We start from the raw sequence: 12,455 nt of genomic DNA, 5'->3' as shown, positions 1-12,455 counted from the left end.
GCAGTTGAAAGCGTCCCGCTACTCAGGTAGCGGGACGCTTTTTTGTTGCTTCTGGTTCAGCTTTCGAATTATACAGCGTAACTATTCGGCAAGCCGAACATAATTCTACACGTTGTACTTATCCAATATTCAGCTTTCTTTATTCACTGTTCTTTTCCCAACCAAAATCCACTACTCTATGCGTATTCTACCCTTCGCGCCCGCCGCGTTGCTGGCCCTGGCATTGGTCGCCTGCCAGCACGATGCCGCTGACCCGGCACCCACTTCCCAGCCGGACCCCACTACGGCCCTAACCCAGCAACAACTGGATGAGCAGATTTTCAATACGCTGCGCCAGAAAGGCCAGTTTGACTGGAACTCCACCTCCGCCCACACCGTCTGGAGCGCTTTGCAACAGTCCGACCATGTATTATCAGTGGGGTACCGCCCGGCCACGGTGCGCGCCTCGGCCCCGCTGCCCGATGATGCCCGCCTAAGCCCCGAGTGGCAGCAGGCCCGCCAGCAGGTTCTGGCCCTGATTCTGACCGAGGAGCAGAAAGCGCACCCCGACTTGACCGTCGAAAAGCTACAGGTGTTTGAGCAGAATGCCCTGCCGGTGCTAACGGTAACGGTGCGAGAGTTGAGTACCATCAAAGCCCTGCGCGAGTCCGGGCTGGTACGCTATGCTGAGCCTATCGGCTACGAGCCCAACCACCAGTCGGCCAGCAAAGCGGCTTCCATTCTAAGCAGCAGCGGCTGCGGCAGCAACACCGCCACGGCCGGCATCGTGGCCGGCTCCGACTACACGGTGCTCAGCAACGGCAGCAAGTCCTCCTGGAACCAGGCCGATGTGTACCACGGCATCCGAACGGCCTGGAACCAGAGCACCGGGCGCGGCTCCAAAGTGCTGATAATTGACACGGGAGCCTCTGATGGGCAGGACAACCTGGGCTCGGCGTTCAACCAGGGACTGAGCACCGGCCGCACCATTGAGCGACTCGTGACCCTGCCGCGCAATACCATCTTCGGTATCCCGTATGGCGACTACGAAACGCCCAACGACGGTTGCGGCCACGGTACCGGCATGGCCGGCGCCTGCGCCGCTCCGCGCGGCACCGATGGTGCCTCTGTCGGCATTGCTTACAATGCCAACCTGATTACCGTGCGCGCCGCCGAAGATGTATTTCTGGATGCCAGCCGGGAAGTACAGGGCGTAACGGATGCTTACCTGCTGGCCGGCAACCGCTCCGATGTGCGCATCATCAGCATGAGCATGGGCCGCCTCACCTCCTCCTCGCAGATGACCGATGCCATCCGTTACGCCTATGGCAAGGGTAAGCTGATTTTCTGCGCCGCCGGCACGTCCTTTGACTGGTCGGCGGGCTGGGTGGGCGTTATCTATCCGGCTTCGCTGGCCGAGGCCGTAGCCGTTACGGGCGTGAAAGACAACCTCACCACCCGCTGTGACGAATGCCACGTGGGCTCCGACGTGGAATTCACGGTGGTGATGCAGCGCAGCAGCAACAACCTGCGCCCCCTCACCCTGGCTATGTCCGGCGACGCCCCCAGCACTATTGGCGGCTCCTCGGTGGCCACGGCCAGCATGGCCGGCATGGCCGCCGTCGTGTGGTCGAAATACCCCACCGAAACCCGGGCCCAAATCATGAGCCGCCTGGTAGCCGCCAGTTCCAACCGCAGCAGCCGGGACCCTAATTTCGGCTGGGGCCGCGTGAACCTTGCCTCCGCCGTGGGAGCATTGACGAATTAGGCAATTCAGCCGTAGCAGCCATTATTATCCTATAATATTTACTTTTTACAATATCATATAAATTATATATGTTTATGCCGCTAGCCCGCGGTAGCTGAAAAGCGGATATATCAGAGTAAGCACTATTATTTGCGTTTAATACATGAAAGCTGTTTTCACCACACTTTCCGTTGCGGCACTCCTAATGTGCACAACTATGAATTCTGCCAGTGCACAAACTCTATCTACCTCCTCAGAAAACGACTCTATCTGGGGTTTCATAACGGAAACTTTCACCGACATTAAACAATCCGTTGAAGATGCTTTCCGGCTTGATGTGACTCATCATTACGGAGATTGTGTTAATGGAACGCGTGATTGGTGGGACACATATAATGTAGCCGGGTTTGATACCGGTGTCTTAGTTGGCGGCTCTGTATCAATGGGTCATCCGTGCTAATAAACTCTTATCGGTTGAGTAGCACATATGTGCTACTCAACCGATATTTCGGGTCTCTACCTCCTTTATCTTGCCTAAGCTTATACACCCCCTGATATCGTTGCTGTGCGTGGCGCCCAGTCTGCTTCCATGGCAAGCCCGCCCTCCGCTGGTTATAGTTGATAAGCATACCCGGCGGCCGTTGGCGGCTGTATCGGTTCGGGTGGATGAGGCCACGCTTACCACCGATGCCGATGGCAAAGTAACACTTCCCATTACCTACGTATCCGCTACGGCTACGCACGTTGGCTATACACCCTTTTCCTGGTCGGCGGCACAAACGCCCTTTCTGGATACGCTGGCCTTGCAGCCGCAGGAAATTGCCCTGCCTACCGTGCAGATTCGTGCCGTTCAGACGGTTAATTTAACCTCCATCAACCGCAAAACCACCGCTGCCAACCCGTTTTATCCCGGTACCGAAGTTGCCATCAAATTTACCTTACCCGATTCCACAAAAACCTATCGGGTGCGAACGGTGACAATACCTGTCAAGGAGCCGTTTAAGGAAGGTCGGATTCGCTTAAATATTTGCCTGCGGGGAAATTCACCCACGCTGCTCGGCACCCGACTACTACCGGATACGGTTTTCAGTAGCCCGCTTGACCCGGCTGCCGGCAGGCAACCGGTCGTGCGGTTTGATTTGTCGCCCTTTGCCCTGATGTTGCCCAAATCAGAGTTTTTCCTGGTGCTGGACTGCCTGTCAGGTGATGCCGCCAGCCGCGTGATCAGACAACGGCTGGAGTCGAAAAAAGGCCCCAACAAAAAAGGCGTTTCGAAGGGGGTGATGTACTTGGAAGTGGAGGATAAGGAGCAGAACGGTAGCCGGGCCATTTCGGTCTACGATTATCCGCAGCTTCTCACCACACCAACCGAAGGAATATCGGCCACCTGGCGACGCTTTTCACCCACGTTGCCATTCCAGCAACTATCCCCGAGCGTGTCCAGAGGCAACAGAATACGCGCTTACAACATTGCTGCGGCGCTGGAAGTGGAAGTCTGGTAAAGCCCAGGGTCCTTGTCCAGCACCGACCGAGGTACTGCCGCACACCTGCCATAAGCCTATAGAAAGGTACCACCTAAAAATCAGCATGGCCGTTCAACAAGCCCGCTGTGGGTGTTGAACGGCCATGCTGGCTTACTGCAACTCAGTTTTTACTTTCCCTGCACCGGCAGCCACTTGGCCAGCACCGTCTGCTGTTCAGCGGTGGGGTTGGTCTGGCGCTCAATGCGGTAGCGGCGCATCACGGAAGCCTGCAGCGGGAAGCTGATTTCCTTGATCTGCCCGTCCCGGTTCACCAGGAATTTTACTTCTGAACCCACGGCGCGGCCGGCCAGCAGCTTGTTGGGGTCGTCGGTTACGCGGGTGCCATCCATGCTCAGGATTTCGTCGCCCACGCTCAGGCCACCCTGCCAGGCGCTGCCGTCGCGCAGTACGCTGCTCACGGTTTGGCGGCCGCCGGCGGGGCTGATGCTGGCCCCCAATGCTACGTCGGCAGCAGCGGGGCCGGTGGTGTTCAACTTCAGGCCGGCGTAGCCCAGGGCCTGCTCGTAGGGCAGGGTTTCGGTACCGTACACGTAGCGACGGAAGAAATCATCGAAGCGGCGGCCAGCCACTTTGGCCACGGCGTCCTGGTATTCCTGGTCGGTGAAGCCCCGGCCCTGTTTCACGTAATACTGGTCGTAGAGGTAGCGCATCACGTCATCGAGACGCTTCTGGCCCTTTGTTTCGTTGATAACCATCAGGTCCAGCACGGCCCCGATTACCTCGCCCTTGTCGTAGTAGCTGATGCCGGTGTTGTTGGAGTTTTCGTTGGGACGGTAATACTTGATCCAGGCATCAAAGCTCGACTCGGCGGCTGACTGCTGCTTGTTGCCGGGCGTGTTTTCTACCCGCGTGATGCCATTGCTCAGGTCGCCCAGGTATTCATCGGGGCTCACAAAGCCGGCCCGCTGGGTAATCAGGTTTGAAAAATACTCGGTGCCGCCTTCACTCACCCACAGCATGTGCGTGTAGTTTTCCTGGTCGTAATCAAACGGCCCCAGCGCCACCGGACGGATGCGCTTCACGTTCCAGAGGTGGAAATACTCGTGGGCTACCAGCCCCAGAAAGCCTTTCCAGCCAGCCTCCGAGGAATACGCGTTGCGCGACACCGACAGCGTAGTGGAGAACAGGTGCTCCAGGCCGCCGGTACCCCGGTCAATGTTGTGCACGATGAACACGTAGCGGTCCAGCGGGTTCTGGCCGACTACTTTGTGGGCTTCCTCGCACACGCGCTGCATGTCGCGGGTGAGGCGCTGCTCGTCCACTTTGGGGTCGCCGAACATGGCTACGGTGTGGGGCGTGCCGTTGGCCGTGAAGGTGTAGAGCTTCTGATTGCCGATTTCAATAGGCGAGTCGGCCAGCTCGTCGTAGCTGGCGGAGCGGAACGTGAAAGTGCCGCCAGCCGGCTTCAGACTGGTACTCACCTGGCTCCAACCCTGGGCCGGCTTCACCTCCAGCATGCTGGGCAGCATTTTGCCATCGGCGGGGTACATAAATACGCTGGTGCCATTCACATACCCGTGGGCGGCATCAATAAAGCTGGTGCGCACGCTCAGCTCGAAAGCATACACGCGGTAGTGCACCCGGAAGTTTTTGGCTTTGGGGTGGTATATCCGCCAAGTGTTCTTGGTAATCTTCTCGGTGCGCAGTTTCTCCGAGCCGGCCATGGACTCAAAGCCCTCCACGTTCTTGGAAAATTCCCGTACCAGGTACGAGCCGGGGGCCCACACGGGCATTTTCACGTCGGTGTAGGCTTTATTGAAGCCATCCAGCTGCATATCCACCTCAAAATAGTGGGTTTGCGGGGCGGGCATGGAGAGCGTGTAGCGGAGCGCAGGAGCGGCGGTGGCAGCGAAGCTGGTGGTGCTCAGCAGGCCGCCCAGCGCCATCACCGCCAGGTTGCGGGCAGAAATCAGGGGCATTTGCGGGAAGGATGAGAGGATAAACAGGTAACCGGCAGCAGCTGCCAGGCGGCCAAAGAACGGGGAAAACCGCGGAAGGCTGCAACCCTGGCCGCAAAATTGCCAATCGGCCTTCTGGCTTATACCACTCCTCGCTCAATCAGGCTATGCCGTATCAACTTACCATACCCCGCGTCTCAACCCAACCCACGCCTGCCCTGGTCCGTTACGGAAGCAGCTCAACTTTAGCTTCTTTTACTATGCGTATCGTCTGGCTGGTATTTCTGGGATTGGTAGCCGGGTTGCTGGGCTGGGCGCTGTGGCCCCGCCAGCATTCGGCCGCGCCCGATGGGCCAACTCTTGTACCGACCCGGCAGACGGCTTACGTTATCAGCAACGCCACCCCACCCCGCGCCGACAGCATTGTGGCCTTTGCCATGCGTCAGCTGGGCACCAACTACTGCTACGCCGGCAGCACTCCGGAAACGGGCTTCGACTGTTCGGGCTTTGTGAACTACGTGTTTGCCCGCTACAAAGTACCCGTTCCGCACTCCACGGCCCTGCTCATTGATGTCGGCCGACCAGTGCCCCGCACCCAGGCTCGCCCCGGCGACATTGTGGTGTTCACCGGCACGGCCCAAACGGCCACTACGCCCGGCCACGCCGGTATCGTGCTCAGCCAGCCCGGCGAGCCACTGCGGTTTATCCACTCCTCATCCGCCCGAAAAGAATCAGGCGTCAAAATCAGCCAAGTGGAAGGCACCGATTACGAACGGCGCTTTATGCAGGTGCGGCGGGTATTATGAGTGAGAGCTGAGTTATGAGTTTGATCATTCTGTAATTCATAATTCAACTCTCATAACTCAGCTCTTACAATTCAATAAACGCAACGATGCCCGGCTGCCTATGCAGACCTACAAAGTGAGGCTGCTGGGCGACCGGGCATCTAATCCTTCAAATCTTACCAAGCGGTTGGCCTGGGGTACAGGCCCGCCATCTACGTATCAGGTAAGACCTTGCCAGAATGCGGGAATTGCTAAAATAGAAGCGAGTTCCGCGCGAAAGCTCTTGTTACGCGCGTCCGGCGGTGAGGCGGACTACATTCGACAGGCTTGGCAGGATTTGTTTGGGACTACTAGACATTTTGTACCTCCTTTCTTTAGATCCGACATAACCCGGGCCGCGCTTCCCAGCACCTTAGGGTTGCTTGGCGGGGGCTGTAGCACTCGCTACGGTTAGTAAAGTTAAAAGCCCTTGGGATGGTTCAAAATAAAAAGGCCTTTTTTTATAGCATTTACTGCATTCCTCCGCCATCTAACTGAGATTCAATCCATTTAATTCTGATTATTCCCAGCAACAACAACCATATTAAGCCTGGCCCCAAAGTTGCCTTCCCATACTTAAAGGAAAGCTCAGCGGCAAATGGCTATACTTCCCGACTTTTCTTCTATCTTTTTCCCGAAATACCCACATTCACTTCATCACCACCATGAAAAAAATTCTGTTCCTCTGTCTGGGTCTGTTCCTGGGCCTGATTGGGGCTGCCTCGGCTCAGTCTCTCTCCCCGCTGGGCGTGTGGACGAATTCGGAGAAGAAAGCCACGTTTGAAATTTACAAGTGCGGCAATAAGCTGTGCGGCAAAATTGTGACGCTGACTGTCCCGAACGATCCGAAAACCGGTAAACCCAAAACTGACTCCATGAACCCCGACCCCAAGCTGCGTAGCCGGCCTCGCCTGGGCTTGGTATTCATGCAGGGTTTCGAGTATGACAGCGACAATAAGTGGGACGACGGTAAGATTTACGACCCCGAAAGCGGCAAAACTTACTCCTGCTACATGAAAATGGAGAATGCCAACACGATGGAGGTGAAAGGCTACATCGGTTTCTCGCTCATAGGTAAGGCACAGACCTGGACTCGGGTTAAATAGACCTGCACAGGTACGGGCATACAAAAAGGGCTTCCGCATTGGAAGCCCTTTTTGTATGCCCGTACCTGCCCTTATCAGCCTCTTTTGCCAGACTGGCCCATTGTTTGAAAGGTATTCCGAACGGCCTTACCGACGCAGAGGAATTAAACCATTTGCCAAGGCCAGTGTTACTTCTGAAATCACCCGTACTACTTTGCTTAACCTGTTCAAACGGCTTTTTACCGGCACCACCGCCCCTCCGGCCGACTGGCAGCCCTTGCAGCGCAAACCAGCACAGGAGCGGGTGCGGCAGCAGTGGCTTGCCCAACAGGTATATCTGAACTGGATGGCCCCGTTTTTCAAGGCCTATCACTATGAAAAGGCTGGACTACCTGGTTCCCAGTTTCGGGTGCAGCTGGCCCGACAGGAGCATCCACGGGGGGCTGTATTTCTGTATGACCCCACCATCGGCCCGGGCAACTTTCAGCATCTGTTCGACTTCGTGCGTGACCGGGTACTGGCTCTGGGCTACCACATTGGGGCTGCTGACCAGCGCACCGTACAGCACGAAAGCTACCGGGAAACTACTCAGAAGTATTTTTTAAAGCCACAGCCCAACGACTGCACCAGTTCGGGCCGTTGTAACCAACGCTTTGGCAACGTAACCGTGGATTTGGTGAGCATCAATGGGCAACCGGGCTTTCTGCGGCTGGTCAGCAACCCGTTTACTGATGCTATTTTCACACCAGCCGCTACCTTCGATGAGCTGGTGGATGCCATTTTCAATATGTCTGGACCCACCCCGGATACGGCCAAGCTTATCCGGCAATTTGCGAAGCTTTAGCCGGGCCGAGTGATCATCACAAAACAAGAGCCGGCAGCTGTTGCAGCTGCCGGCTCTTGTTTTTCAAGCTATTAAAACCCTATACTTACTCAGCGGAGCGTACAAACCGGGCCTGCGCCAGTACACCATCCTTCCCAAGCAGGCGCACATGATATAGCCCGGGTGCCAGTGCCGCCGTGTGTAACACAGGCGAGGCTGCCGAAAGCACTTCACGCAGCACAACGCGGCCGGTGGCATCAGTTACTTCGGCCTGCGCGTGGGAGCCGCTGAAACCGTCGAGGTGCAACTGGTCGCGGCAGGGATTGGGATAAACGGTGAGAGCCGCACTACCGGCGGGCAGGCGCACAGCCGTTACCAGCGCATTGTCGCGGGTAATGGTACCGCTGCCGTTAAGCAGCCACTGGTCGGGGTCGACGGAGATGCCGCTGATAGTGCGCGACTCCGCTACGGCTGCCGAAACCACCGGCTGGTACTGGGGCAGGCGGATGGTGCGGGTAGTGCCATCGGTGAACGTGAGGCGGTAATCGACTTCGGTATAGAAGAAGGGCGTTACCGTGGGCATGGAGACAGTTTCGGTATTTTGAATGTACACCCGGCCATTCGCCTGGTTCCAGCGCACGGTGAACGTAGGGTAGCCTTCACCCCGGAACCACTGATCAAAGAAGTATTGCAGGGAGCGGCCGGCTTCCGCCTCAAAAATGCGCTGCATATCACGGGTGCGGGCCGTGCGGCCGCCATAGGTGCTCTGGTAAGTGCGCAGCGCCCGGAAGAACTTCACATCATCATTGAGCAGATAGCGCAACATATGCACTACTGCTGCGCCTTTCTTGTAGGTGAGGCGGTAATCAAAAATGCGGCTGGTGCGGCTGGTATCCGGTACAAACACGCTGCCTTGCGGCTGGCTCATGGCCAGGTTATGCGCCGAGTTCATCCAGGAAAGCGCCGCCGCCGGTGTGCTGAACCGGTTCAGTGACAGGTACTCACCGTAAGAGGCGAAGCTTTCATTCAGCCAGATATCCTCCCAGGCCCCGCAGGTAACGTTGTCGCCAAACCACTGGTGGAACAGTTCATGGGCCGTAAGCGTGAAGGTAAAGCCATCCTGCGTGGTCATGGTCTGGTGTTCCATGCCACCGCCAATGGGTGCCATGCTGTGGCCGTATTTCTCGTTGGCAAACGGATACAGCCCCACCAGCTCTGAGTAGTTTTCGATAAAGCCGGGGGTACGGTCAATTTCAGTGCGATAATTATTCAGAGCCAGCTGATTATACACGTAGTTGACGATTGGAATCTGCGGACCACCGGCAGGACGGGCATAGTTCACGTACTCCACATAGGGCCCTACGGCTACTGAAATCAGGTAGTAGTCAATCGGGTTGCGCGACTTCCACTCGTAGCGCACCCGGTTATTGGGTAGCGCGGTAGTATTGCGCAATACCCCGTTGGAGCCCACTTTATTGGTAGCCGCTGTGGAGACCCACACGTCGGAGGAATCGGCCTTGTCGGTAAGCACCTGCTTACAGGGCCACCACTCGTAGGCATTATAGGGCTCCGACAGGCTCCAGGTGGTGCTCACGCCATACGTTGGATCGACGCGGGTATCGAGGGCATTGCCGATGGCGGCCGAATTACCGTTGGGCGCAATGCCCCGGTAATAAATCAGGGCGCTGAACAATGTATTGGCCGCCACCGGCTGGCGCAGGCCCACGGTTACATCTCCTAAGCCCTTACGCTGCAGCCCCAGGGCACGCTGGCCATTTACTACCACGGAATCGATGGTATAGGTGGAATACAGCTCAAAAGCCAGCGAGTCGAGCACCTGAGCGCCGGTGCGCGCCTGGATAGTCGCGGACCCGCTAACGCCCCGGGAGTTATTGGTCAGGTTCAGGTCCAGCTTGTAGTATTTGACGTCGTAGCGAGCCATCTTCTGGCGGTGGCTCAGGCTGGCATAAGCCGGGCGGGCGGCGGAGGCCGCGTGGGTGCGGGCGCAGGCCTCAGCGGCCGTGCCGTCCACATCGGCCGGCCGAGGTTGGTAGGCGGGTATCTGCGCGGCCAGTGAGCCACTCAGCAGTAAGCCGGCAGCCAGTGTTGCGTAAAAACGGATGATCATACAGGAGAAGCTATGAAGTATAGGATGGCTGCGTAAGGTACGCTGCAAACTACAGAAAGAATGGACCAAGCGTCGGCATTGACTTAACTCGTTGTATCTTTCCTTACACCTGCTTTACCTGCCATTTATCGGATGCACTCCTCTACCCTTATCCACCGGCTTCTTCGGGGCATATTGCTGCCGCTACTCTTGTGCCTGTGGCTGCTGCCGCAGGCCCGGGCCACGCACATTGTGGGCGGCGAGCTGGACCTGCAGTACGTGAGTGGGGACATGTACCGCCTGACGCTGAATCTGTACTTCGATGCCGTAAATGGCCAGCCGGGCGCCCTCGACCCCTCGATGGTAGCCAGCATTTTCGAGAAAGGCAGCAACCGCCGCATGGTCAATCTTACGCTGCCCCAGCTAAGCAACACGCTGGTGAGCTATACCAGCCCGGCCTGCTCCACTCCCGACCTGGTGACGCGCCGCATTGTGTACAGCAGCAACATCACGCTTACGGCGCAGCAGTACGCCAATGCCGCCGGCTACTACGTTGCCGTAGAGCGGTGCTGCCGCAACAATGGCATCAGCAACATTGTGAATCCTGGCGGGGCCGCCCAGACGTTTTATCTGGAGTTTCCGCCCGTCACGCGCAACGGGCAGGCTCTGCGCAATTCCACGCCGCGCATCTTTCCGCCCCTCAGCGACTATGCCTGCCGGGGGGAGCTGTTTTATTACAACTTCGGGGGGCAGGATGTAGACGGCGACTCTCTGGTGTATGACCTGGTAACGCCCCTCAATGGCCATTCTACCGCTACGTTTCCAAACCCTGGCTTTGCGGATCCAGCTCCTTATCAACCCATCAACTGGCTGCCGGGCCTCAGCACCATCAACCAGATTCCGGGGGCTCCCACCCTTTCCATTGGCCGCCTCACGGGCCGGCTGGAGGTGCGGCCCACCCAGTTGGGGCTGTTTGTGTTCGGCATCCGATGCACCGAGTATCGCAAGGGGGTTCGGCTGGGCGAGGCACGGCGCGACTTTCAGCTGAAGGTGATTAACTGCCCCACCAATGCCCGGCCTAAGGTGCTGATGCAGCTGCCGGGTTCTACCCAGGCCTACCAGGTCGGGCGCGATACGCTGCGCCTCACGCCCGGCAACAACCGCTGCGTAACGCTCCGCTTCACCGACCCCGACCCCACCTCGGCACTTACCCTGTCGCTGAGCCCGGTGAATTTCAATGCCACCCTGCCCACGCTGAGTGTACTGCAGGGCACCGTGCACGCGCCCGGCCTGCCCGATACTGTAACCTCCCGGCTCTGTTTCCCCAACTGCTTCAATACCAAAGGCAAAGTATATCTGCTGGATGTAATTGTAGCTGACAACGGCTGTAGCCTGCCCAAGCGCGACACCGTGCGGGTAGCTTTTACCTCCGTTCCCGACCCCAACTCAGCCCCGCGGCTACGCTCCACGGCCGTGCTGCCCATCCGGGCCAAAGTAGGCGACCTGATAACTTTTGATTTAGTGGCCACGGACCCCGAAAATGATCCGCTGACGCTGGAAATGACTGGCAAAGGCTTCACGCCCGGCAACCTGGGCGCGACTCTCACGCTGGGGGCCGCCGGCAACCAGCTCAACGGCCGCTTCAGCTGGCGCGTCGACTGCCGGGCGGTGGATAAGCCGTTGTATGAGTTTGAGTTTACGGCGGCGGCCTCGCCCTGCAACGACCGGCAGGCCACCAGCCTGGTAATTCCCGTGCAGATTGAGTACGCCAATAAGCCGCCGTTGCTGACCACGTCCTTCGCTCCACCCATTGCCGCCGACTCCATCACCATTGTGCGGCGGCCGGTTGGGGGCGTGTTTGAAGCCACCCTGACTGGTACCGATGCCGATAATGACGCCCTGGCCCTGACGGCCGCCGGAAACGGCTTTGAGATGTCAGCAGTGGGCATGACGTTTACGCCCCGCAATGGCGCAGGCAGCGCGTCCGCCACATTCCGCTGGGTGGGCGACTGTGAGGCAGTGCGCCGCAACGGGCTTGAAGTGACGTTCACGCTGCAGGAAACCACCTGTCGGCCACAGCCCCGCACGCGTACCGTGCGGTTTGAGGTGGAAGCTCCATCGGAGCAGCCCTTCCTGCCGCCCAACATCATCACCCCGTATCAGGTGGATGGCAAAAACGACTACTTCACCCTTGATAACGCGCAGGCCAATTTGCCGCTTGATTTCTGCGATTCTCGTTTTGCCGATATTCAGATTTTCTCACGCTGGGGCAACCGGGTGTTTACTACCAACAACCGGGCTTTCCGCTGGGATGGTGGGGGGCTGCCCGCCGGTGTATATTTCTACCTGATTGAATTCACCGACGGCAAGAAGTACAAAGGCACCGTGACTATTGCCAACTGAGGTATCCCGATATAGCAGTGAAAAAGAAAGCGTCCTGCCCTGGCA

The 12,455-nt window shown here is 57.8% G+C and carries 8 protein-coding genes; 6 read left to right on the top strand and 2 right to left on the bottom strand.

From position 1 onward, the window contains the following. The first annotated feature begins 178 nt into the window (after positions 1-178). Both EI291_RS20655 and EI291_RS20650 read left to right on the top strand, forming a co-directional pair. Entirely contained in the window at positions 179-1,747 is a 1,569-nt protein-coding gene (locus EI291_RS20655; protein WP_125424182.1) for a S8 family serine peptidase, read from the top strand. A 782-nt stretch (positions 1,748-2,529) separates the two neighbouring features. Further along, entirely contained in the window at positions 2,530-3,228 is a 699-nt protein-coding gene (locus EI291_RS20650; RefSeq protein WP_125424181.1) for a hypothetical protein, read from the top strand. A gap of 149 nt (positions 3,229-3,377) precedes the next feature. On the opposite strand, the gene EI291_RS20645 is transcribed toward EI291_RS20650, so the two are convergent. Further along, positions 3,378-5,189 (bottom strand): M61 family metallopeptidase, encoded by a 1,812-nt coding sequence (locus tag EI291_RS20645; protein WP_125424180.1) that lies wholly within the window; start codon positions 5,187-5,189, stop codon positions 3,378-3,380. Between the two features lie 239 nt (positions 5,190-5,428). Here EI291_RS20645 and EI291_RS20640 point away from each other — a divergent pair, with 239 nt between their 5' ends. From EI291_RS20640 to EI291_RS20630, 3 genes are all read left to right on the top strand, one after another. Beyond that, positions 5,429-5,974 (top strand): C40 family peptidase, encoded by a 546-nt coding sequence (locus EI291_RS20640; protein WP_170172748.1) that lies wholly within the window; start codon positions 5,429-5,431, stop codon positions 5,972-5,974. Positions 5,975-6,657: 683 nt separating this feature from the next. Further along, a complete protein-coding gene (locus EI291_RS20635) occupies positions 6,658-7,098 on the top strand; it encodes a DUF2147 domain-containing protein (RefSeq protein ID WP_125424178.1) in 441 nt (146 codons plus the stop codon). A gap of 193 nt (positions 7,099-7,291) precedes the next feature. Beyond that, positions 7,292-7,921, top strand: coding sequence for a hypothetical protein (locus tag EI291_RS20630; RefSeq protein ID WP_125424177.1), 630 nt, complete (start codon positions 7,292-7,294; stop codon positions 7,919-7,921). Positions 7,922-8,006: 85 nt separating this feature from the next. Here the strand turns inward: EI291_RS20630 and EI291_RS20625 are convergent, their stop codons facing one another. Then, positions 8,007-10,028, bottom strand: a complete 2,022-nt coding sequence (locus EI291_RS20625; RefSeq protein ID WP_125424176.1) for a M1 family aminopeptidase — start codon at positions 10,026-10,028, stop codon at positions 8,007-8,009. 132 nt (positions 10,029-10,160) lie between these two features. Between EI291_RS20625 and EI291_RS20620 the strand changes: the two genes are divergently transcribed. Next, positions 10,161-12,410, top strand: a complete 2,250-nt coding sequence (locus tag EI291_RS20620) for a gliding motility-associated C-terminal domain-containing protein (protein WP_125424175.1) — start codon at positions 10,161-10,163, stop codon at positions 12,408-12,410. The last annotated feature ends 45 nt before the right edge of the window (positions 12,411-12,455 follow it).

The organism is Hymenobacter rigui, from assembly GCF_003944715.1.
In the GTDB taxonomy this organism is placed as follows: domain Bacteria; phylum Bacteroidota; class Bacteroidia; order Cytophagales; family Hymenobacteraceae; genus Hymenobacter; species Hymenobacter rigui.
This window is presented reverse-complemented; position numbering and strand designations above follow the sequence as displayed.